This window comes from Azospirillum sp. A1-3, assembly GCF_023806445.1.
Classification (GTDB): domain Bacteria; phylum Pseudomonadota; class Alphaproteobacteria; order Azospirillales; family Azospirillaceae; genus Azospirillum.
The window spans coordinates 1-23,163 of sequence record NZ_JAMSLU010000005.1; the positions used below are offsets into that span (position 1 = coordinate 1).

Here is a 23,163-nt window from a genome sequence, read left to right on the forward strand (position 1 = left end):
ATGCCGGCGCCAACCCGCTGCAGCCGGAGGACATCGCCGAGACGGTGCGCTGGGTGGTCTCGCTGCCGCCGCACGTCAACATCAACAGCGTCGAGATCATGCCGGTGAGCCAGTCCTGGGCCCCGTTCAAGATCCACCGCGACACGCCGGCCTGAGGCTGCCGGTCAGGACCCACGCGGTTCGTCCAGCCAGTCCTCGCAGCGCAGTCCCGCCACACGGTCGAACTCGCCAAGATTGCCGGAGACCACGACCAGCCCGCGGCTGCGCGCATGGCCGGCGATCATCAGGTCATACGGGCCGATCACGCAGCCTCGGCGCTCCAGATCGGCCCGGATGTCGCCGTAATGTCCGGCCGCCTCGTCGTCGAAGGGCAGCACCTCAAGCCGCGCGGTCAGCCGATCGACCTCCCGGCGTTTCTCGGCCGGGCGGTCGGATTTGGCAGCACCGTGCAGAAGTTCCGCCAGCGTCACCGCCGAGATGCACAGGCCGTCCGCCTCCGCATTGAACCTGACGCGGGCACTCTGGGGACGGTCGCGCAGGACGCGGATACAGACATTGGTGTCCAGCATGTAGCGCAGCATCACCACGCCTCGCGTTCCTGCATCTCCGGCTGGTCGCGGTCAGGGAAAGCGATGCCGGGAGACTGGAAGAAATCGTCCCACACGCTGTCGGCCGGCACGATCAGCCGCCGCGCGCCATCGCGCAGGATGACCACCTCGCGGACATGCGCAGGAAACGACACGTCCTTCGGCAGACGAACGGCCTGGGTGCGGTTGGACTGGAACAGGGTCGTCCGGACGGTCATGGCGCACCTCCATAGTACATCCCTACCGTATATCCCGGCTGTTTGCGCGTCAAGAAACCGATGTCCTGGCACGCGGTCACCACAGCGGACGCAGAATGTTGCGCCACCGCAGATATATTAGTATGCATTAGCCCCGGCCAAGGTCCCGCGCCGGCACTCTCCCACCGGAACGCGTCTGCCCCCACCATGCCCCTTGCTTTCCACATGATGCCGCTCGTCGGCACGATCCTGCTGCTCGCCTCCCGCCGTGTCAGCCTGCTGTTCGCGGGGATCGTCGGCATGGCGCTGGCGCTCGTCACGATGGTCGTCACCATGGCCGCGTCCCAGCCGTCGGCCGGTCCAGTGCTGGGAATGGCGGCGGCCAAGGCGGGGGAAGGCGCGTGGCTGGCATGGCACGCGATGTCGATCATCGCCGCCGGACTGCTGTTCCACCGCGCCTTCGAGGCGCGCGGCACCCGGTCCGCCGCGGTCGCGCAGGAGAACCGCCGGCGCGCCGTCTTCGTCGCCTGCTTCCTGGTCGGCCCCTTCGCGGAGTCGGTGACCGGCTTCGGCGTCGGGCTGGTCGTCGCCCTCGCCATGCTGCGCACCATCGGGCTTCCACCGGTGCAGTCCGCGGCGCTCGGCCTGTTCAGTCAGGTCCTGGCCGCCTGGGGCGCGATGGGCGTCGGCACGCGGGTCGGGGCCGAGTTGATCGGCGTGTCCTTCACCGAACTCGGCACGGCCAGCGCCCTGCTGATGGCGGTGGTTCTGCCCTGCCTCCTGCCGGTGTTCTGGGGGCTGATCCATTCCTCCGGACTGCGCTCCAGCTTTGCCGACCGGGTGTCGGACTTTGCGCTGCTTCTTTGTCTGGCCGGGCTGATCTGGCTCACCAACCTGTTCGTCGCGCCGGAACTGGGCGGCGGGCTGGCGACCGGCCTGCTGTTGCTGGTGGTGGAGGGGCCGCGCCTGCTGCGCAGCGGCATCCGCGTCCGGGATCTGGTCGGTCGGCTCTGGCCGTACGGGCTGCTGATCGCGGCGCTGATGGCGACCCGCCTGCTGCCGCCGCTGTCGGACTGGACCGGGCGGTGGCTGGTGCTCGACCCGTTCAACGGGCTCGCCCCGCTGGCGCTGCTGCGCCATCCGGCGACATGGCTGGTGCTGATCGCCGGCATCCTGTTGTCCAACCTGCCGTCGGCCGAGGCCGGGAAGGTGGTTCGCGCCTCCCTGCGCGCCGCCCTGGTGCCGATGGCGGCCACGCTGGTCTTCGTCGAGTTCGCCACCTTCATGGCCGCATCCGGCGGGGCGGCGATGTTCGGCGAGGCGTGGCGCGAGGCGGCGGGGCGCTTCGCCGTGCTGGCCAGCCCGATTTTCGGCGCCGCCGCCGGGATGCTGACCGGCTCCAACACCGCATCCAACGCCCTGATGATGCACATCCAGTTGAGCCTCGCCGCCGAAAGCGGCCTGCCGTCGATGCTGATCGCGGCGATCCAGACCGTGTCGGGGAGCATCTGCACCATGCTCACCCCCGGCCGCATCGTGCTCGCCGCCGGACTCGTCGGGCTGGAGCGGTCGGAGGGGGCGATCTACCGCCGCGCCCTGCCGATCGGGTTGGCGACCGTTCTCGCCCTGCTCGCCGTCATCGTCGTGATGGCCGGCGTCAAGGTGCAGGGCTTGGTTTAGCTGCCCCGCTCAGGCGAACCGCTTCGCCCCGGCGACGCACAGCACGACCAGCCCGGCGGCGGCGATCATGGTCCAGGCGACCGGCTCACGCAGCAGCAGCCCGGCCAGGATCAGGCCGAAGGCGGGCTGGAGCAGCTGCAGTTGCCCGACCCCGGCGATGCCGCCCAGCGCCAGCCCGCGATACCAGAAGACGAAGCCCACCAGCATGCTGAAGACCGAAACATAGCCGAGCCCGATCCAGGCCGGCACCGCGATGCCGCTCCAGTCCTCTGGCATGGTCGCCAGCGCCGCCACAGCCATCGCCGGCAGCGCCAGCACCAGCGCCCACGAGATCACCTGCCAGCCGCCCAGCCGGCGCGACAGGGTCGCCCCCTCGGCATAGCCCAGTCCACACAACAGGATCGCCAGAACCATCAGCAGGTCGCCGGCCAGCGACGCGCCGCCGCCCTGCCACAGGGCGAAACCGGCGACGGTCAGGCTTCCCGCCGTCGCGAACAGCCAGAAGGCGGGCCGTGGCCGCTCCCTGGCCCGCAGCACCCCGAACAGCGCGGTGGCGAGCGGCAGCAGACCGATGAAGACGATCGACTGCGCCGACGTGATGTGCTGAAGCGCCAATGCGGTCAGCAAGGGAAAGCCGGCGACGACGCCCAGCGCCACGATGGCGAGCGAGGGAAGGTCGCGGCGCGCCGGCCGTGCCTGCCGCAGCAGCGCCAGCAGCGCCGCCGCCAGGGCCGCCGCGATCACCGCCCGCGCCGCCGTCAGGAACAGCGGCGTGAAGCTGCCGACCGCCACCCGCGTCGCCGGCAGCGAACCGCTGAAGATGAGCACGCCGAGCAGCCCGCTGCCCCATCCCGCCGCCCCTTGTCCCTCTATCGTCCGTCGCATCCCGTCTTCCTTTTCCGCACCCGACCTCGCGCCGCGATGCTAACGCGATGGACCCTGGCGGCGACAGCGACAGTCCAATACAATTCCGCCGTACTGTACTGGCCTACAGAGCAGTACACTTTCCTGTGGTGGAGCCATGACGGGCAGAACGGGCACGCGAACCGGCGAGGTGATGGACGCGATCCGCCGCAGGATGGCAAGCCGCACCCTGTCGCCGGGGGAGAAGCTGCCCTCGATCCGCAGCTTCGCCGCCACCATGGGCGTGTCGGCCTCGACCGTGGTGGAGGCCTATGACCGGCTGGCGGCCGAAGGCGTGATCCGGTCGCGGCCGGGGTCCGGCTTCTATGTCGCCGGTGCCACGCCGCCGCTGGCCTTGGCCGAGGCGGAGCCGCGGCTCGACCGCGCCATCGATCCCTTCTGGGTGTCGCGGCAGTCGCTGGATGCCGGGGTGGACATGCTGAAACCCGGTTGCGGCTGGCTGCCGGCCGACTGGATGCCGAACGCGGCGATCCGCCGGGCGATCCGCCAGCTTGCGCGCGCCGACGACGGCCTGCTGGCGGATTACGGCTGCACGCGCGGATCGCTGCCGCTGCGCCGGATGCTGGCCCGCCAGTTCGCCGACGAAGGGATGGCGGCGGGCGCCGACCAGATCCTGCTGACCGCCTCGGGAACCCAGGCCATCGACCTGATCTGCCGCTTCCTGCTGCGGCCGGGCGACACGGTGCTGGTCGACGACCCGTGCTATTTCAATTTCCAGGCCCTGCTGCGCGCCCATCAGGCGCGGGTCGTCAGCGTGCCCTACACCCGGACCGGTCCGGACACCGACCTGTTCGCCCAGGCGCTGGCGACGCACCGGCCCCGCCTCTACATCACCAACTCGGCACTCCACAACCCGACCGGCGCGACGATGACGCCGCAGACCGCCCACCGGCTGCTCTGCGCCGCCGCAGCCCATGATCCCGCCGCCGATACCCTCACCATCGTCGAGGACGACATCTTCGCCGGCTTCGAGCCGGAGCCGTCACCCCGCCTCGCCGCCCTCGACGGGCTGGCCCGCGTCATCCGGATCGGCAGCTTCTCCAAGACGCTGTCCGCCTCGATCCGCTGCGGCTACATCGCAGCGCGGCCGGATTGGGTGGAAGCTCTGGTCGATCTGCAGGTGGCGACGAATTTCGGCGGCCCCAGCCCGGCCGCGGCCGAACTCGTCCTCGCGACCTTGAACGACGGCAGCTATCGCAAGCATCTCGACGGTCTCCGCCGCCGTCTGGCCCGGCTTCGGCGCGAGACGGCCAACCGACTGGAAGCGCTCGGCCTGCGGCCATGGCTGATGCCGCGTGGCGGCTTCTATCTCTGGTGCGCCCTGCCGGACGGGCTTGACGCCGCCGACGTCGCCCGCGCGGCATTGCGCGAGAATGTCGTGCTCGCCCCCGGCAACGTGTTCAGCGTCTCGCGATCGGCGTCCGGGTTTCTGCGCTTCAACGTGGCCCAGATGGGCGATTCGCGCATTCACGAGGCTTTGGGACGGGCGATGCGCCTAACACTCCCTCTCCCGCCCCGGGAGAGGGAAGGGGCCCATGCGGAGCATGGGAAGGGTGAGGGGTGAAGCAAGAATCAAGATCCATGTTCGGATAGCCCCTCACCCTCCCCGCCTTCGGCGGGTCCCCTCCCTCTCCCGGGACGGGAGAGGGCGACTATCCCCGGACTTTCGCCAACGCCTTGTGCAGCGCCTGCAGCAGCGTGTCGATCCGGTAGGGCTTCGACAGCACCGCGATGCCTTCGGTGCGTGCCACATCCTCGCTGTAGCCGGTGGTCAGCACCACCGGCAGGCCGGGGCGCAGGATGGCCGCCTCGCGGCTGAGGTCGATGCCGCTCAGCCGGCCCGGCATCACCACGTCGGAAAAGAGCAGGTCGATCCGCTCGTCGCCGGCCAGCAGCGGCAGCGCCTCGTCGGCGGAGCCGGCGCGCAGAACGGTCCAGCCGCTTTCCTCCAGCGCCGCCGCGACGGAGGAGGCGACGACCGGATCGTCCTCCACCATCAGCACGCGCGCACCCGTGATGAACGGCCCGGCTGCGTCGGCGGAAACGTCGGCGGAAACGGCCGGCGCCCGCGGCACCCCCGCCGTGGCGCGCAGCAGCAGGACGATGCGGGTTCCCTCCCCCGGCCGGCTTTCGATCCAGACGGTGCCACCTGCCTGCCGCGCCAGCCCATAGACCTGCGCCAGACCGAGGCCGGAGCCCTTGCCGACCTCCTTGGTGGTGAAGAAGGGGTCGAAGGCCTTCGCCGCCACCTCCGGCGCCATTCCGGTCCCGGTGTCGGCGACCGTCAGACGAAGGAACTGCCCCTCCAATCCTGACGCGTCGCCGGGGTGTAGCGTCAGGTTCTCCGCCTCGATGGACAGCGTGCCGCCCTCCGGCATCGCGTCGCGCGCGTTCACCGCCATGTTGATCAGCGCCAGCTCGAACTGCGTCGGGTCCGCCTCGATCGGGCGCAGGCCGGGGGCGAAGCGGGTTTCCAGCCGGATGTCGGCGCGCAGGGCGCGTTCCAGCAGTCCAGCCATCCCGAGCACGCGGTCGCGCACGTCGATCGGTTCCGGACGCAGGCTGTCGCGGCGGGCGAAGCCCATCAGTTGCTGCACCAGCTTGGCACCGCGGTCGACCGCCTGCATGCCCGCCTCCAGCAGCGGCACCAGCTTCGGCTCGGCGCTGCGGCGGCCGATCATGGTCAGGCAGCTGCTGAGCGCCTGGAGCAGGTTGTTGAAGTCGTGCGCCACGCCGCCGGTCAGCTGGCCGATCGCTTCCATCTTCTGTGCCTGACGCAGCTGGTCCTCGGCCCGGCGCAGCGCCGCCTCGGAGTCCTTGCGCGCCGTCACGTCACGTCCCACCGCGTGGATGAAGCGGTCGTCCGGCACCGCGGTCCAGGAGATCCAGCGATAGGATCCGTCCTTATGGCGATAGCGGTTCTCGAATCGCAGGGTGGTCAGGCCCATCTGCAAGCGGCTGACCTCCGCCACCGTCATCGCGCGGTCGTCGGGATGGATGAATTTGAGGAAATCCGCGTTCTGCAGCTCCGCCTCGTCCCAGCCGAGCAGGGTTGTCCAGGCCGGGTTGACCGCGGTCATCGTGCCGTCGAACCGGGCCACCAGCATGATGTCGGTGGACAGCCGCCACATGCGGTCGCGGTCGGCGGTCCGCTCCGCCACGCGCTGCTCCAGCGTCGCATTCAGCGCGCGCAGGGCGTCTTCGGCGCATTTGCGGTCGGTGATGTCGTAGCAGGCGCCGAGAATCCGCGCGCCCTCCCCGTCCCGGCCTCCTGTGATCGCCTGCGCCCGCCGGGCGATCCAGCGCTCCGCCCCGCTGTCCGGCCGATTGATGCGGTATTCGACATAGCCCAGCCCATCCGTCGGCACCTGCCCAGGACGGAGCGTGTTCAGATTGGCCCGATCATCCGGGTGGATCAGGGCGACCAGTTCCTCCAGCCGCACCAGCGGGCGTTCCCCGATGCCCCACAACCTGCAGAATTCGGGCGACACCGCCAGCATGCCGTCGGCGCGCAGTTCGAAGGTGCCGATCCCGCCGGCATCCTGGGCGATGTGCAGCCGCTGCTGGCTCTCGCGCAGCGCCTCCTCCGTCCGCTTCATGCCCGTCACGTCGCTGCCCTGGACGAACAGGCCCATGACCTGGCCCTGGTCGTCGCGGATCGGCTGGAAGACGAAGGTGACGAAACGCTCCTCCAGCGGCGCGCCGGGCCGCCGGGCGATCCGCGCCGGCATCCCCTCGCCGACGAAGGGCTCCCCCGTCGCATAAACCTGATCGGCCAGCTCGAAGAAGCCCTGGCCGACGATCTCCGGCAGCGCCTCCCGCGCCGGTTTGCCGATGATGTCGCGGCGGCCGATCAGGTCGAAATAGGCGTCGTTCGCCATCTCGAAGACAAGGTCGGGCCCGCGCCAGACATACATGAAGCCCGGCGCCTGCCGGAACAGCGCCCGCAGCCGCTCGCCCTCCGCCCGCAGCCGTTCGTTGACGCGCCGCACCTCCTCTTCCGCCCGCACGCGCTCCACCGCCGACGTCGTCTCGGCGACGATGCAGAGGAAGCCGCCGGTCCGCCCGGACTCATCGGCGATCGGCGTGTAGGAGAAGGTGAAATAGCAATCCTCGGCCGCTCCGTCCCGCACCAGCGGGACCCGCAAATCCTCTTGCAGCAACGGTTCGCCGTCATAGACGCGGCGGACGAGGTCGCCGACCTGCGGCCAGGCGTCGGGCCAGACCTCCCTCATCGGCCGGCCCAGCGCCTGCGGATGACGGGGTCCGAGAATGTCGAGATAGGCGTCGTTGTAGAGGAAGGTGACGTCCGCTCCCCAGCCGATGAACATCGCCTGCCGCGACCGCAGCATCAGACGGACCGTGGCACGCAGGTCCTGCGGCCAGCCTTCCATCGGGCCGAGCGGCGTGGCCGCCCAGTCATGGCCGTGCATGAGCGAACCCATCTCTCCCGCCCCGGTCGGAAAGACGGGCGGAGAATCCCCGGCCGATAGAGGGCTCACCAGCGCCGTCCGGCGCCGGCAGGAAACGGATAACCTTGGACGTTCATCAATACGGTCGAGTGATCGGAGTCGAATGGACAGCTTATCCCACGCCGACGGAGCATTGTGATAGCTGTCCAATCGTCAGCCCACCGCCCGCCTGCCCGCGACCGCGTGGTAAATCCACAGGACGACGATGGCGCCGAAGATGGCGACCAGAATGCTCCAGATGTTGAAGCCGGTTATCCCGGCGCCGCCGATGATGCTCACCAGGAAGCCGCCGACCAGCGCGCCGACGATCCCCAGCACGATGTCCATCATGACACCCTGGCCCGAATTGTTCACGATCTTGGAGGCGATGAAGCCCGCAATCAGGCCCAGAATGATCCAAGCGATGATACCCATGGCCGTTACTCCTTTGCGGTGAGTGGTCGTTGGTGTCGGCTGAGGCCGTATCGCCTCCACAGAACGTTGATTTCCGAACCGAGGAGGATCACCAGCCCGGCGATGTAGAGCCAGAGCATCAGCGTGATGACCGCGCCGATGCTGCCATAGGTGGCGTCGTAATCGGCGAAATGGCCGGCATAGAGCGAGAAGCCGAGCGAGGCGGCGATCAGCAGGGCGGCGCCGACCACGCTGCCGGGGGTGATGAAGACGAAGCGTTCCCTGACGTTGGGGCCATAGCGGTAGATCACCGCCAGGCCCAGCAGCAGGGACAGGACGATGACGACCCAGCGGAAGGTCGCGAAAAACGTCAGCAACACGCCGGAAAAGCCGTACCGGTTGCCGATCCAGTCCTGCAGGATGCCGCCCAGCACGATCAGCGAGAAGGCGCCGATCACCAGCACCTCGAACAGCAGGCTCAATCCCAGCGCCACCAGCCGGGCGTGCAGGAAACTCCGCGCCTCCTTCACGTCATAGGTGATGTTGAGCTGCTGCATCACGGCATACATGCCGGTGGTGGTCGCCCACACCGTTCCCAGCAGGCCGAAGGACAGCAACCCGCCGCGCCGCTCCCCCGTCACCTGCCCCACCACGTTGCGGACCATGCCGGACGCCTGATCGGGCAGCGCCTGCCCCAGCAGATCCATGATCGCCCGATCCACATTGTCGATGGGCAGATAGGGGATGATGCTCATCGTCGCGATCAGTGCCGGGAACAGGGCGAGCGTCAGGTAGAAACCGAGTGCGGCGGCTCCGTTGAAGACATTGTCCTCGGTCGTCGCGCGATAGAGGTCCCGGAGGAAGCGTCCGGGCGAGACCCCACTGAGCATGGCGGGCTTTCCCTGCGGGGGAACGGCCCCGCGGCGATCGTGCCGCGGGGCCTCGTCGCCTCAGCTCTTGCCCTTCAGGGCGTCCTTGACGCCGCCGACAGCGCTCTCGGCTTTGCCCTTCATCTTGTCGGCCGCGCCTTCGGTCTTCATCTTCTCGTCACCGGTGGCCTCGCCGACGCCCTTCTTGATGCTGCCCTTGGCCTTGTCCATGGCGCCTTCGGTACGGTTCTTATCCATGACGTCCTCCAGATCTCGTGGGTTCGGCCGGGGTTAAACCGGCCGTCATCACAATCAACCCACGAGCGGACGTATCGTCACAGGTTGGCCGACGAAGTCAGCGCCGCCAGCGGCGATTCCGCCGCCTCTCCGGCCAATTCCCTGGCCGGCGCCGTCGCCAACGCCGTTTGCAAATACTCCAGGAACGCCCGCTCGGCGCGGTTCGGTTTGGCTTGGTCGTTCCAGATCAGGTGGACGTTGACCGGCGCGATGCCTTCGTAGGGCGGCAGTTCCCACAGCAGCCCGTCATCGACGTCGCGGGCGGCGATGTGTTCCGGCAGCGGACCGATGCCGAGGCCGCAGAGGATCATCCGCCGCACCTCCTCCAGATTGGCGGACGACGCGACGACGCGACCGGCGAAGCCCTCCCGCGCGCGGAACAGGGTCAGCGGCGACAGGGCGCCGTCGATCTGGTCGGAGGTGAAGGAGACGAAATTCTCGTGCCGCAGTTCGGCGATGTCGATGTCGTGCTGGCCGAACAGGCGGAATCCGGGGCCGCAATAGAGCCGGTAGGTCTGGCGCAGGAAGATCTGGCTGGACAGGCCGGGGATCGGTTCGCGGAGCAGGCAGATCGCCATGGCGCCGACCCGCTGCTGCAACGCGATGTGCGCGTCGGCCGACGCCATCACGTCGATGCGGAAGGTCACCTGCGGGTACATCCGGTGAAACTCCCGCAGCGAGCGGTCGAGCAGCGGGGTCTGGATCCGGCTGGTCATCAGGATATGGACATGCCCGCTGATCTCGTCCTTGGCGTCGCGCACCAGGGCGCCCAGCCGGGACACGGTGGCATGGATCGACACCGCCTCGTCATAGACCTGCTCGCCGGCGGCGGTGACGGCGAAACGTCCGGGGCCGCGGTCGATCAGGGTGCGGCCAAGCTGTTCCTCCAGCCGCTTCAGCGCGAGGCTGACCGCCGGCTGCGTCAAAAACAGGCGGACCGCGGCCTTGGTGAAGCTCCCTTCCTGCACGATCACCATGAAGGTGCGCAGCAGGTTCCAGTCCATCTGCTGGCCCAAACGGGCCAATGCCTGCCGTTCCGCCTCGCTTTCCATCAACGCCCTGCCTTCTTCATCGGTGCCCGATTCCGGTGCACCCCTGCCACCGCCCAAATTCTACGCACATGATCGTGCTGTGAGCAACTGCGGCATAAATCAGATTCATGGGCAAAATGAAAAATGCTTATTTGCCTGATCGATTTGTTCGTCGCCTAATCGACACATGGCGACCCTCAAACATCGCCAAGCCTGACACTGCATAACGCGCCGATATGGCGGCCATATCCATTGGGGATAGGCCGCGACGCCACTGCCTCGTCTTTTTCCACCAGCCTGCGCAGTCCTGCTGCAATGGCGAAGAGGATTCTGAATGACACGAGATACGGCCGACCATCTCGACCATGCGTTGCCGGATACCGGCTTGCGCGCCGCGATCCTGGAAGCCGCCGATGCGGCGCAGGGCGGGTGCGTGTCGCATCTGACCGACCTCGTCCGCCAGCCCTCGCTGCTGGGGGAGGAGGCCGGGGCGCAGGCGTTGATGGCCGATCGCTTCGCCGCGCTGGGGCTGGAGGTCGACCGGTTCGACATCGACGAGCAGGCGATCTCCCGCATGCCCGGCTTCTCGCCGCCGGTGCTGCCCGGCGCCTATGCCGGCCGCGAGAATGTCGTCGGCGTGCACAAGCCGCGTGAGGCGAAGGGCCGCTCGCTGATCCTGAACGGCCACATCGACGTCGTGCCCACCGGCCCGGCGGAGCTGTGGACCACCCCGCCTTTCGAGCCGCGCATCGCCGACGGGCGGCTCTACGGCCGCGGCGCCGGCGACATGAAGGCCGGCATCGCCGCCTACACCGCCGCCTTCGCCGCCTTGCGCACGCTGGGCTACCAGCCGGCCGCCCCGGTCTATCTGCAGTCGGTGATCGAGGAGGAGTGCACCGGCAACGGCGCGCTGGCCTGCCTGCACCGCGGCTACCGTGCCGACGCCGCCGTGATCCCGGAGCCTTTCAACCATTCCATTTCCGTCGCCCAGGTCGGGGTGATGTGGCTGCGGCTGGTGCTGACCGGCACACCGGCCCATGTGCTGGACACCTCGGCGGGTGTGAACGCCATCGAGGCGGCCTACGCCCTGGCCGCCCACCTGAAGGCGCTGGAGGTGCGCTGGAACGAGCCGTCCTGCCGCCACCCCGCCTTCTGCGGCCATGCCCATCCCGTCAACGTCAATCTCGGCCGGATCGAGGGCGGTGAGTGGCCGTCGTCAGTCCCGACGCGCTGCGCGCTCGACCTCCGGCTCGGCTTCTTCCCCGGGCAGGAGCCGGAGGCGGTCCGCGCCGAGGTCACCCGGGCGGTGGAGCAGGCGCGCTCCACCGACCCGGCCCTTTCCGGCGTCGGCATCGAGCTGCAGTGGAACGGCTTCCAGGCCGCCGGCTGCGAGATCGACCCGGCCCATCCGCTGGTCACCATGCTGGCCGACAGTCATCGCGCCGTGCGCGGCGGCGACCCGGAGCTGGTGGCGCTGACCTGCACCACCGACGCCCGCTTCTTCCAGCTCTATGGCGACACGCCCGCCACCTGCTACGGGCCGGAGGCGACGCGCATCCACGGCATCGACGAGTCGGTGTCGCTGGACAGCCTGCGCGACGTGACCCGCGTGCTGGCGCTGTTCATCGCCGGCTGGTGCGGCCTGGAACCCATTTGACCTCTAATCCCGACGAGACCCGCCCGATGATCGCCGAGACGCTGACCGCCACCGCCGCCCACGCCCCCCGTGCCCGCCATACCTATTCCGACGTGGAGTGGAAGGTGCGCACCGATCTGGCCGCCGCCTACCGGCTGTTCGACCGGCTGGGCATGACCGACCTGATCTACACCCACATGTCGGCGCGGATCCCCGACACGCCCGACCATTTCCTGATCAATCCCTATGGCCTGATGTTCCACGAGGTGACGCCCGACAACCTCGTGAAGGTCGACATCGACGGCAATCTGGTGGACGGGCGCGAGGGCGACGCCATCAACCCGGCCGGCTTCACCATCCACAGCGCGGTGCACCACGCCCGCCCGGACGTCGGCGCGGTCATCCACCTGCACACCGATGCCGGCATGGCGGTCAGCGCCCAGGCCGACGGGCTGCTGCCGATCACCCAGCATTCGCTGCGCTGGTACAACCGCATCGCCTACCACACCTACGAAGGCATCGCTCTGGATCTGGCCGAGCGGGAGCGGCTGGTCGCCGATCTCGGCAGCCACCACAGCATGATCCTGCGCAACCACGGCCTGCTGACCGCCGGCCAGGACGTCGCCGAGGCGGCGGTGCTGATGTACTACCTGGAGCAGGCCTGCAAGCAGCAGATCATGGCGATGGCCGGCGGCCGTCCGCTGATCTATCCGTCGCCGGAGGTCTGCGAGCATACGGCGCAGCAATATGAACGCGCCTATCCCCGCGCCGGCGTCCTGGAATGGGACGCGCTGCTGCGCTGGCTGGACAGCACGTCCGGACCGGTGGGGCCGCGGTGAAGCACAGGCGATTGCCCCCTCCCCGACCCTCCCCCGCTCTCAGCGGACCTGCGGTCCGCCTGTCGCGTCAGCACAAAGCGGAGCTTTGTGCGAGAGCTTCGCGGGAGAGGGAGTTAAGCACAAGAGCGGCGGAGTTCCCTCTCCCGCGTTAGCGGGGGAGGGTTAGGGAGGGGGCAATCGACGCCCACACTTCCCAACAAAAAGCACCGACACGACAGGGTCGCTAACACCACCGACACACTTCTGGAGACGAGGACACCCGATGACCAGACGCCTTACCGGTATCCCCGCCAGCTTCCGCCGCAATTTTCAGAGCGGCTTCCGCCGCAGCGTCCACCGCGCCGCCGCCGCCGGCCTGCTGGCCGCCGCCCTCGCCATTCCCGGCACGGCGGCGCTCGTCGCCGCCCCGGCCATGGCCCAGGAAACCCCTGTGCGCGGCGGTGTCCTCAACTCCATCGTGCAGCCGGAGCCGCCGACCCTGATGCTGGGCCTGAACCAGCAGGGTCCGACCCAGACCGTCGCCGGCAAGATCTATCAGGGTCTGCTGACCTACGATCAGAAGCTGAACCCGATGCCGTCGCTGGCCAAGAGCTGGACGATTTCGCCGGACGGGCTGACCTACACCTTCAAGCTGTTCGAAAACGTCAAGTGGCACGACGGCAAGCCCTTCACCGCCAAGGATGTGGTCTTCAGCACCTCCAAGTTCCTGATGGAGGTCCACCCGCGCGCCCGTGCCGTCTTCAGCCGCTGCGAATCGATCACGGCGCTGGACGACCACACCGTCGAGTTCAAGCTGAAGGAACCCTTCGCGGCCTTCATCCAGGCCTTCGAGGTGTCGTCGGCCCCCATGATCCCGGCCCACATCTATGAGGGCAGCGATTACCGCGCCAACCCGGCCAACAACACCCCCATCGGCACCGGCCCGTTCAAGCTGAAGGAATGGGTGAAGGGCAGCTATATCCAGCTCGTCCGCAACGAGGATTACTACAAGGAAGGCCTGCCCTATCTCGACGGCATCACCTTCCGCGTGATCCCGGACGCCGCCAGCCGCTCGCTGGCGCTGGAAAGCGGTCAGGTGCAGCAGACCCAGTACAGCGATCTGGAACCCTTCGAGGTTCCGCGCATGAAGGCACTGCCCAACCTGACCATGACCACCACCGGCTACGAATTCGTGGCGCCGCTGTCGTGGCTGGAGATCAACCACCGCGTCAAGCCGCTGGATGACAAGCGCTTCCGCAAGGCCATCGCCTACGCCATTGACCGCAAGTTCATCCGCGACAAGATCTGGTTCGGCCTCGGCCGCGTGCCGACCGGTCCGATCAATTCGGTCGTCAAGTTCTACGACCCGAAGGTCACCACCTACGAGCCCGATCTCGCCAAGGCCAAGGCCCTGCTGGACGAGATGGGGCTGAAGCCCGACGGCAAGGGCGTGCGCGCCACCGTCAAGGTCATGCCGATGCCCTATGGCGAGACCTGGACCCGGCTGGGCGAGTATCTGAAGCAGGCTCTCGGCAAGGTCGGCATCGCCGTGGTGCTGGAAAGCACGGACGCCGCCGGCTGGAACCAGCGCGTCGCCAACTGGGACTACGAGATCACCACCAACTTCGTCTACCAGTACGGCGATCCGGCGCTGGGCGTGGCCCGCACCTACATCTCGTCCAATATCCGCAAGGGCGTGATGTTCTCCAACACCATGGGCTATTCCAACCCGAAGGTGGACGAACTGTTCGCCAAGGCCTCGCAGGAGATCGACCCGGCCAAGCGCCAGGAACAGTACAGCGAGGTCCAGCGCATCCTGTCCGACGAGCTGCCGGTGGTGTGGCTGCTGGAAATGGAATTCCCGACCTTCCTCGACAAGCGGGTGAAGAACGCCAACACGACGGCCATCGGTGTCAACGACACCTATGAGAGCGTCTGGCTGGCGAAGTAGTCGCCCGATTTTCTCAAGTATCCCCTCTCCCCCCCGGGGAGAGGGTTAGGGTGAGGGGGACGCGCGGCGGCCCCTCCCCAAGAATCCACGCTATGCGTCCCCCTCACCCCGACCCTCTCCCCGCTTTCGGCGGACCGGAGGTCCGCCTGTCGCGTCAGCGCAAACAAAGTTTGCGCGTGAGCGGGGGGAGAGGGGGCGAAAGCGCGGCAATTGAAATAGGACCACGCCCATGCTGGGATTCGCCCAACTCTTCGCGAGCCGCCTGGTCAAGGCCGCCGCGATCCTGATCGCCATCGTGGTGATGAATTTCTTCCTCGTCCACGCCGCTCCCGGCGACCCGGCCATGGTGATGGCGGGCGAGGCGGGGGCCGCCGACGAAAAGTTCGTGACGCAGCTGCGCGAGCAGTTCGGGCTCGACCGGCCGCTCTACGAACAGCTCGGCACCTATGTCGGCAAGATCGTGCAGGGCGATCTCGGCTTCTCCTACCGGCAGCAGCGGCCCGTCTGGGACATTCTGGCGGAACGGCTGCCGGCCACGCTGGTGCTGACGCTGACCGCCTTCGTGCTGGCGCTGGCGCTGGGCGTGGCGCTCGGCACGCTGGCGGCGATCACCGTCGGCACCTGGGCCGACAGCGCCATCACCATCGTGGCGCTCCTGGCCTACGCCACGCCGATCTACTGGATCGGCCTGATGCTGAGCCTGTTCTTCTCCATCCAGCTGGGTTGGCTGCCGGCCTTCGGCTACGAGACCATCGGCGCCGGCTACACTGGCTTCGCCCATGTCGCGGACGTGGCGGTCCACCTGATCCTCCCGGTCATCACGCTGGCGCTGTTCTACATGGCGAGCTACGCCCGCCTGACCCGCGCCTCGATGCTGGAGGTGCGCAGCCTCGACTTCGTCAAGACCGCCAAGGCCAAGGGGCTGACGCAGAGCCGCATCGTCACCCGCCATGTCCTGCGCAACGCCATCCTGCCGGTCATCACCGTGGCCGGCATCCAGGCCGGGCAGCTGGTCGGCGGGTCCATCCTGATCGAGACGGTGTTCGCCTGGCCCGGCATCGGCCGGCTGGCCTTCGAGGCGGTGCTGCAGCGCGACTATCAGGTGCTGCTGGGCATCTTCCTGGTCACGTCGATCATGGTGATCCTGTTCAACATCCTGACCGACATCCTCTACGGCCTCGTCGATCCGCGTATCCAGGTGTCGCAATGATGAAATCCGATTTCTGGCGGGCCTTCGCCCGCAACAAGGGCGCGGTCCTGGGGCTGGTGATCCTGCTCGCCATCGTCGTGCTGGCCGTCTTCGCCTCCATCCTGTTCCCCGGCGATCCGTGGGACATGGCGACCGCCCCCTTCCAGCCGCCGCTGTCCGACGACGCGCTGCTCGGATCCGACATGCTGGGCCGCGACATCGCGTCCGGCATCGCCCACGGGGCGCGGGTGTCGCTGCTGATCGGCCTGACCTCCACCGCCGCGGCGCTCGCCATCGGCGTCACGCTGGGGGCGCTGGCCGGCTTCCACGGTGGCAAGGTGGACGACGCCATCATGCGCTTCACCGAGCTGTTCCAGACCATCCCCAACTTCGTGCTGGCCGTGGTGCTGGTCGCCATCTTCACCCCCAGCCTGACCACCATCGTGCTGGCCATCGCCATCGTCAGCTGGCCGCCGCTGGCCCGCTTGGCCCGCGCCGAGTTCCTCAGCCTGCGCACCCGCGAGTTCGTCCAGGCCGCCATCACCACGGGCCAGAGCAACACTTCCATCATCCTGCGCCAGATCCTGCCCAACAGCCTGTCGCCGATCATCGTCTCCGCCTCGCTGATGGTGGCGACCGCGATCCTGCTGGAAAGCTCGCTCAGCTTCCTCGGCCTCGGCGATCCGAACGCCATGAGCTGGGGCTACATGATCGGCGCCGCCCGCACGGTGATCCGGCAGGCCTGGTGGATGAGCGTCTTCCCCGGCCTCGCCATCGTGCTGACCGTGCTGGCGCTGAACCTCGTCGGCGAGGGGCTGAACGACGCCCTGAACCCGAAGCTCGCCCGGTCGCGCGGGTGACCCGATGAGCCTGTCCGAACTGACCCGCATCCCGACGGAGACCGCAGCCATGACGACCACGCCTCTTCTCGATGTGCGCGGCCTCAGCATCGCGCTGCCGCCGGGCGCCGACCGCCCGCTGGCGGTGGACAATCTGACCTTCACCCTGAACCCCGACGAGATCCTCTGCGTGGTCGGCGAGTCCGGCTCCGGCAAGTCGATGACCGCGCATGCGATGATGGGCCTGCTGCCCGCCCCGCATGTCCGGGTATCCGGCGGCAGCCTGCTGTTCAAGGGCAAGGACGTGCTGACCATGCCGGAGGCGGAGCAGCGCGCCCTTCGCGGCGGCCGCATCGCCATGGTGTTCCAGGAGCCGATGACCGCGCTGAACCCGCTGATGCGGGTCGGCCGCCAGATCGGCGAGAGCTTGCGCGAGCACACCGACCTGCCCGCCCCCGCCCGCCGCGCCCGCGTGGTGGAGCTGCTGGCCCAGGTCGGCCTGCCCAACCCGGCCGAACTGGCCGAGGCCTATCCCTTCCGCCTGTCGGGCGGCCAGCGTCAGCGCGTGATGATCGCCATGGCATTGGCCTGCCAGCCCGACATCCTGATCGCCGACGAGCCGACCACGGCGCTGGACGTCACCACCCAGAAGCAGATCCTCGACCTGATCCGCGCGATCCAGGCCGAACGCCACATGGGCATGATGTTCATCACCCACGACTTCGGCGTGGTGGCGGAGATCGCCCACCGGGTGGCGGTGATGCGCCACGGCAAGCTGGTGGAATACGGCCCGGCGTCCGAGGTGCTGAACCGGCCGCAGCATCCCTACACCCGGCAGTTGATCGCCTCGGTCCCGCACTACATCGAACACCGCGACGACCATGCCAAGGCGGGCGCCCCGCTGCTGGTCGCCGACAAGGTGCGCAAGGTCTTCCATGTCGGCGGCGGCCTGTTCAAGAAGTCCAAGGAAGTCGTGGCCGGCGACGACCTGTCGCTGACCATCCATCCCGGCGAAACGGTCGGTCTGGTCGGCGAATCCGGGTCCGGCAAATCGACGCTCGGCCGCTCCATCGTCGGCCTCATCAAGCCGGATTCGGGACGCATCCTGTTCGAGGGCACCGACCTGCTGGCGCTCGACCGCAAGGGCTTCCGGCCCTATCGCCGGGCGGTGCAGATGGTGTTCCAGGACCCCTACGCCTCGCTGAATCCGCGTCACCGCGTCGGCGACATCGTGGCCCAGGGGCCGGTGGCCTTCGGCGAGGACCGGAGCAAGGCGCTGACCCGCGCGCGGGAACTGCTGGCGATGGTCGGCCTCGACGGCTCGGCCGCCGACCGCTACCCGCACGAGTTCTCCGGCGGCCAGCGCCAGCGCATCGGCATCGCCCGCGCGCTCGCCATGGAGCCGAAGCTGCTGGTCGCCGACGAGCCGGTCTCGGCGCTCGACGTCTCGGTTCAGGGGCAGGTGCTGGAGCTGCTGGATGACATCCGCAAGCGCCTGAACCTCGCCATGCTGTTCATCACCCACGATCTGCGGGTGGCGGCCCAGGTCTGCGACACGATCGCGGTGATGCGCCGCGGCAAGATCGTCGAGATGGGCACCGCGCGCGAAGTGTTCACCCATCCGCGCGACACCTACACCCGCAGCCTGCTCGACGCCATTCCCGGCAAGGGCTGGCACATCCCGGACGATCTGCAGACTGCTCGGGCGGGAGCGCACTGAATGAAGGTCGCCATCATCGGGGCCGGTGCGGTCGGCGGTCTGCTGACCGCCCGGCTGGGTGCGACGGAGGCGGAAGTGACGTTGGTCGCCCGGCCGAACTCCGCCGCCGCCATCCGCCGCAACGGCCTGACCATGGTGACGCCGCTGAACCGCGTCGCCCGCCTGAACCCCCGCGTCACCGACGACAGCCTGTCGCTTGGGCCGCAGGATCTGGTGTTCCTCTGCGTCAAGTCCCATGCGCTGCGCGGCACCATCGACACGCTGACCCCGATGCTGGGGCCGGAAACCGCCATCGTGCCGATGGTCAACGGCATCCCCTGGTGGTATCCGCACCGCCAGCCGGAGCCCTTGGCCGACCGGCCGCTCGCCAGCATCGATCCCGACGGGCTGCTGTGGCGCTCCATCGACCCCGACCGGGTGGTCGGCGCGACGACCTTCGTCGCGGTGGAGGGCGACGGCCCCTGCCGCCTGCGCCATGTCAGCGACCAGCGCTTCGTGTTCGGCGATGCGGCCGGCCGCGACAACCCGGCGGTGGACCGCATCGTGACGCTGTTCGGGCAGGCCGGGTTCCAGCCGGCGAAGACCGCCGACATCCGGCAGGCGATCTGGGTGAAGCTGTGGGGCAACCTCGCCTTCAACCCGTTGAGCGTGCTGACCGGATCGACGCTCGGCCGGCTGTGCAACGATCCCGGCACCCGCGAGACCGGCCGCGCCATGATGATGGAGGCCAAGACGGTGGCCGAAAAGCTGGGCGTGGTCTTCACCACCAGCGTCGACGAACGCATCGCCATGGCCGCCGGCGTCGGCGACTTCAAGACCTCGATGCTGCAGGACTATGAGGCCGGCCGCCGGCTGGAGCTGGAGGCGATCCTGGGGTCTGTGATCGAGCTGGCGGAACGCGTCGGCGTGGACGTGCCGATGCTCCGCGCCGTGCTGGCGATGGTCGATCTGCGGGCGCGGGAGCGGCGTGAGGTGGCGGCTTAGGTGCCTTGTTCGTTAGCCACTTGCCCCCTCCCCATCCCTCCCCCGCTTCGCGGGAGAGGGGGTAGGACGCTTGTCGACGTGAGCTATTCACGAAGCGGCGGAGTTCCCTCTCCCGCGAGAGCGGGGGAGGGTTAGGGAGGGGGCAACCGCAACCTCCACCCACCAAGAAACCAACATCCCCATCCGGAGCCACCATGCCCCTCCCCTCCAACCTGCCGATCGACGCCGACCGCCTGTGGGACAGCCTCGCCGAAATGGCGAAGATCGGCGCCACCGCGAAGGGCGGCAGTTGCCGCCTCGCTCTGTCGGACGAGGACAAGGCCGGCCGTGACCTGTTCGTCTCCTGGTGCGAGGCCGCCGGCTGCACCGTGACCGTCGACCGCATCGGCAACATCTTCGCCCGCCGCAAGGGCCGTGACGACGCCCTGCCTCCGGTGGTGATGGGCAGCCATCTCGACACCCAGCCGACCGGCGGTCGCTTCGACGGCGTGTTCGGCGTGCTGGCGGCGCTGGAGGTGGTGCGCTCGCTGAACGACCGCGGCGTGGAAACCCTGCACCCGGTCGAGGTCGCGGTGTGGACCAACGAGGAAGGCTCGCGCTTCTCGCCGCCGATGATGGGTTCCGGCGTCGTCACCGGCGTCTTCACGTTGGAGGAGATCCTCGACAAGGTGGCGCAGGACGGCGCCCGTCTCGGCGACGAGCTGGTCCGCACCGGCTATGCCGGCGAGGCGCCGGTCGATCACCCGATGCACGCCTATCTGGAGGCCCACATCGAACAGGGTCCGGTGCTGGAGGTCGAGGGCAAGGAGATCGGTGTCGTCACCGGCGCGCAGGGCCAGCGCTGGTACGAAGTGACGGTGACGGGGGTGGAGGCGCATGCCGGCCCGACGCCGATGCGCCTGCGCCGCGACGCGCTGGTCGCCGCCTCGGCCATGGTGCAGGCGGTGCAGCGGGTCGGGCTGGAGACCGCCGGCGATCCCTGCGCCACCGTCGGCATCCTCGACGTCCACCCGCATTCGCGCAACGTCATCCCCGGCCGCGTCTTCTTCACCGTCGACCTGCGCCATCCCAATGCCGACACACTGGCCGACATGGACCGCCGTTTCCGCGCCGCCGTCGCCGAAATCGCCGAGCAGCAGGGGGTGAGCGCCGAGATCGCCGATTTCTGGCACTTCCCGCCGACGCCCTTCGCCAAGCCGCTGGTCGACACTGTGCGCGACGCCGCCGCCGGTTTCGGCTTCAGCCACCGCGACATCGTGTCGGGCGCCGGCCATGATGCGGTCTATGTGGCGGGGAAGGTGCCGACGGCGATGATCTTCATCCCCTGCGAGGACGGCATCAGCCACAACGAGGTCGAGAACATCTCCCCCGCCGACGGCGCCCGCGGCGCCGCCGTGCTGTTCGAAACACTGGTCGCCACGGCCGGACGGCCGTAACGGCGCAAGCTTGCGATTGCCCCCTCCCTAACCCTCCCCCTCTTCGAGGGAGAGGGGACTGCCGCTTCCTGTCCCTCCACCGCCGAAGGCGGGGGAGGGAGGGACCCGCGCAGCGGGAGGGAGGGGGCACCACCTCGGCACCCCCCGGAGTCTCCCCATGAAGTTCGTCCATCACCCCGACGCCGCCCTGCACCGCCCCGCCACCTACTTCAACAAGGGCCTGCTGCGCGCCCTGCCGGAGAAGCCGGAGCGGCTCGGCGCGCTGGCCTCGCTGATCGAGAAGCGGGGCGAGACGCTGATCCGACCCGACGATTACGGTTCCGCCCCGCGCGCCGCCGTGCACACGCCGGCCTATCTCGCCTTCCTGGAGACGGCGCATGCGCGCTGGGTGGCGGAAGGCGACATGGGCGACGTCGTGCTGCCCAACGTCCACCGGATGCAGGCGGCCCCCAACTACCCCACCAGCATCGTCGGGCAGGCCGGCTGGCACATGTTCGACACCGCCTGCCCGATCGGCGAGGGCACCTGGGCCGCCACCTGCGCCGCAACCAACGCCGCCATCCATGCGGCGAAGCTGGTCGCCAGCGGGGAGGACAGCGCGGCCTACGCCCTGTGCCGGCCGCCGGGGCACCATGCCACCCGCGATATGGCCGGCGGCTTCTGTTACCTGAACCATGTCGCCGTCGCCGCGGAATCGGTGCTGCCGATGCTGCGCGCCCAGGGCCGGCCGGCCCGCGTCGCCATCATCGACGTGGATGTCCACCACGGCAACGGCACGCAGGACATCTTCTATGAGCGCGACGATGTGTTCTTCGTTTCGGTCCACGGCGATCCGGCGGAGTTCTATCCGCACATGGCCGGCTATGCGCAGGAACGCGGCATCGGACGTGGCGAGGGCTATAACCTGAACCTGCCGCTGCCCATCGGCAGCGACGAGGCGACGGTTCTGGCGACCATCGGCCGCGGGTTGGACGAGATCCGCCGGTTCGCGCCGGAGATTCTGTTTGTCTCGCTGGGCTTCGACACCTTCATCGGCGACCCGCTGGCCGCCTTCGGCGTCACCACGCCGGGCTTCGCCCGGATGGGTGCGCTGATCGCCGCCGCAAACATGCCCACCGTGCTGGTGCAGGAGGGTGGCTACGCCATCGACGACCTGTCCGCCAACCTGTCCAGCTTCCTTGACGGGTTTGAGGGCAAGACGACAGCATGACCGCCATCGCCGCCACCGGAGCCGGCCGCGATCCGGTCAAATACCTGCTGATCGCCACCATCAGCCTGTTCTGGGGCCTGAACTGGCCGGCGGTGAAGACGATCCTGACGCAGGTGCCGATCTTCAGCCTGCGCGCCATCGGCTTCACCGCCGGGGCGGTGCTGCTGCTGGGGGCGGCGCGTCTGGCCGGCCACCGGCTGCGGGTGGAGCGGGCGGAATGGCCGGCGCTGGCGGCGGCGGGACTGTGCAACGTGCTGGTCTTCAACCTGTGCACGGCACTGGGCCAGAGCCTGATGGCGACCTCGCAGGCGGCGATCATCGCCTTCACCATGCCGGTGTGGGCGACGCTGCTGGCGATCCCGCTGCTGGGCGAACGGCCGGGGCCGCGCCAGATCGTCGGGCTCGCCAGCGGGCTGGCCGGGTTGCTGGTCCTTCTGGGGCCGGCAGCGCTGTCGGCGCCCCCGTCGGAACTGGCCGGCCCGGCGGTGATGCTGGTGTCGGCGCTGGCCTGGGCGCTCGGCACCATCGTGATGAAGCGGCGGGTCTGGCGCACCCACCCGATGGTCATCACCGGCTGGCAATATGTGCTGTGCGCCCCGCCGATGATCCTGCTGGCGGCGACGGAGACGAGGCCGGCGCTGTCCGAAATCCACCCCGAGGTTTGGGTCGGCTTCGCCTGGCACATCGTCTGTTCGCTCTGCGCGGCGCAGGCTCTGTGGTACGTCACCGTCCGCCGCCTGACGGTGGGAGAGGCGGCGGTCAGCACCCTGCTGATCCCTGTCGTCGGGGTGAGCGGTGCGGTGCTGCTGCTGGGCGACCCGGTGACGGTCCGGCTGGCGGCAGCCCTGGTGCTGATCCTCGCCGCCGTCGCCTGCGTGCTCGGTCCGAAGCCGGCTGGGCGCAAATAGCGCCCTCTCCCGCCCCGGGAGA

The 23,163-nt window shown here is 68.7% G+C and carries 20 protein-coding genes; 12 read left to right on the forward strand and 8 right to left on the reverse strand.

Features of this window, described 5'->3' with window-relative positions; translation table 11 throughout:
- Positions 1–164: 164 nt before the first annotated feature.
- Both vapC and vapB read right to left on the reverse strand, forming a co-directional pair.
- Entirely contained in the window at positions 165–581 is a 417-nt protein-coding gene (gene vapC / locus M5E06_RS24590; RefSeq protein WP_252141024.1) for a type II toxin-antitoxin system tRNA(fMet)-specific endonuclease VapC, read from the reverse strand.
- Positions 581–805, reverse strand: coding sequence for a type II toxin-antitoxin system VapB family antitoxin (gene vapB, locus M5E06_RS24595; protein ID WP_252140443.1), 225 nt, complete (start codon positions 803–805; stop codon positions 581–583). Before vapB ends, vapC begins: the two co-directional genes overlap by 1 nt.
- Before the next feature lie 204 nt (positions 806–1,009).
- Between vapB and M5E06_RS24600 the strand changes: the two genes are divergently transcribed.
- Positions 1,010–2,464: an L-lactate permease gene (locus M5E06_RS24600; RefSeq protein ID WP_252140444.1), complete on the forward strand. Its 1,455-nt coding sequence runs from the start codon at positions 1,010–1,012 to the stop codon at positions 2,462–2,464.
- Positions 2,465–2,473: 9 nt separating this feature from the next.
- Here M5E06_RS24600 and M5E06_RS24605 read toward each other — a convergent pair whose 3' ends face one another.
- Complete coding sequence (locus tag M5E06_RS24605) at positions 2,474–3,349, reverse strand: DMT family transporter (protein WP_252140445.1); 876 nt, start codon at positions 3,347–3,349, stop codon at positions 2,474–2,476.
- Positions 3,350–3,485: 136 nt separating this feature from the next.
- Here M5E06_RS24605 and M5E06_RS24610 point away from each other — a divergent pair, with 136 nt between their 5' ends.
- Complete coding sequence (locus M5E06_RS24610) at positions 3,486–4,952, forward strand: aminotransferase-like domain-containing protein (RefSeq protein WP_252140446.1); 1,467 nt, start codon at positions 3,486–3,488, stop codon at positions 4,950–4,952.
- 88 nt (positions 4,953–5,040) lie between these two features.
- On the opposite strand, the gene M5E06_RS24615 is transcribed toward M5E06_RS24610, so the two are convergent.
- From M5E06_RS24615 to M5E06_RS24635, 5 genes are all read right to left on the reverse strand, one after another.
- Positions 5,041–7,833, reverse strand: coding sequence for a hybrid sensor histidine kinase/response regulator (locus M5E06_RS24615; protein ID WP_252140447.1), 2,793 nt, complete (start codon positions 7,831–7,833; stop codon positions 5,041–5,043).
- A gap of 180 nt (positions 7,834–8,013) precedes the next feature.
- Entirely contained in the window at positions 8,014–8,274 is a 261-nt protein-coding gene (locus tag M5E06_RS24620; protein ID WP_252140448.1) for a GlsB/YeaQ/YmgE family stress response membrane protein, read from the reverse strand.
- 5 nt (positions 8,275–8,279) lie between these two features.
- The gene (locus M5E06_RS24625) at positions 8,280–9,143 is read right to left on the reverse strand and encodes a YihY/virulence factor BrkB family protein (protein ID WP_252140449.1); all 864 of its coding nucleotides are present in this window, start codon (positions 9,141–9,143) and stop codon (positions 8,280–8,282) included.
- A 60-nt stretch (positions 9,144–9,203) separates the two neighbouring features.
- Positions 9,204–9,380, reverse strand: a complete 177-nt coding sequence (locus M5E06_RS24630; protein ID WP_252140450.1) for a CsbD family protein — start codon at positions 9,378–9,380, stop codon at positions 9,204–9,206.
- Between the two features lie 77 nt (positions 9,381–9,457).
- Complete coding sequence (locus tag M5E06_RS24635) at positions 9,458–10,471, reverse strand: LysR family transcriptional regulator (protein ID WP_252140451.1); 1,014 nt, start codon at positions 10,469–10,471, stop codon at positions 9,458–9,460.
- Positions 10,472–10,784: 313 nt separating this feature from the next.
- Between M5E06_RS24635 and M5E06_RS24640 the strand changes: the two genes are divergently transcribed.
- The 10 genes from M5E06_RS24640 (at position 10,785) to M5E06_RS24685 (ending at position 23,141) form a co-directional block, all read left to right on the forward strand.
- Positions 10,785–12,107 carry a M20 family metallopeptidase gene (locus M5E06_RS24640; RefSeq protein ID WP_252140452.1) on the forward strand — a complete coding sequence of 441 codons (1,323 nt, stop codon included), beginning with the start codon at positions 10,785–10,787 and terminating at the stop codon, positions 12,105–12,107.
- Entirely contained in the window at positions 12,104–12,925 is an 822-nt protein-coding gene (locus M5E06_RS24645; RefSeq protein ID WP_252140453.1) for a class II aldolase/adducin family protein, read from the forward strand. Before M5E06_RS24640 ends, M5E06_RS24645 begins: the two co-directional genes overlap by 4 nt.
- Positions 12,926–13,187: 262 nt before the next feature.
- Complete coding sequence (locus tag M5E06_RS24650; RefSeq protein WP_252140454.1) at positions 13,188–14,855, forward strand: ABC transporter substrate-binding protein; 1,668 nt, start codon at positions 13,188–13,190, stop codon at positions 14,853–14,855.
- Positions 14,856–15,084: 229 nt separating this feature from the next.
- Entirely contained in the window at positions 15,085–16,065 is a 981-nt protein-coding gene (locus M5E06_RS24655; RefSeq protein ID WP_252140455.1) for an ABC transporter permease, read from the forward strand.
- Positions 16,062–16,904, forward strand: coding sequence for an ABC transporter permease (locus tag M5E06_RS24660; protein WP_252140456.1), 843 nt, complete (start codon positions 16,062–16,064; stop codon positions 16,902–16,904). The genes M5E06_RS24655 and M5E06_RS24660 overlap by 4 nt, the downstream gene beginning before the upstream one ends.
- Positions 16,905–16,908: 4 nt before the next feature.
- Complete coding sequence (locus tag M5E06_RS24665) at positions 16,909–18,603, forward strand: ABC transporter ATP-binding protein (RefSeq protein WP_252140457.1); 1,695 nt, start codon at positions 16,909–16,911, stop codon at positions 18,601–18,603.
- Positions 18,604–19,587, forward strand: coding sequence for a ketopantoate reductase family protein (locus tag M5E06_RS24670; RefSeq protein WP_252140458.1), 984 nt, complete (start codon positions 18,604–18,606; stop codon positions 19,585–19,587).
- A gap of 194 nt (positions 19,588–19,781) precedes the next feature.
- Positions 19,782–21,023, forward strand: a complete 1,242-nt coding sequence (locus M5E06_RS24675; protein WP_252140459.1) for a Zn-dependent hydrolase — start codon at positions 19,782–19,784, stop codon at positions 21,021–21,023.
- Between the two features lie 157 nt (positions 21,024–21,180).
- Complete coding sequence (locus tag M5E06_RS24680) at positions 21,181–22,233, forward strand: histone deacetylase family protein (RefSeq protein ID WP_252140460.1); 1,053 nt, start codon at positions 21,181–21,183, stop codon at positions 22,231–22,233.
- Complete coding sequence (locus M5E06_RS24685) at positions 22,230–23,141, forward strand: DMT family transporter (protein WP_252140461.1); 912 nt, start codon at positions 22,230–22,232, stop codon at positions 23,139–23,141. Before M5E06_RS24680 ends, M5E06_RS24685 begins: the two co-directional genes overlap by 4 nt.
- Positions 23,142–23,163 lie beyond the last annotated feature (22 nt).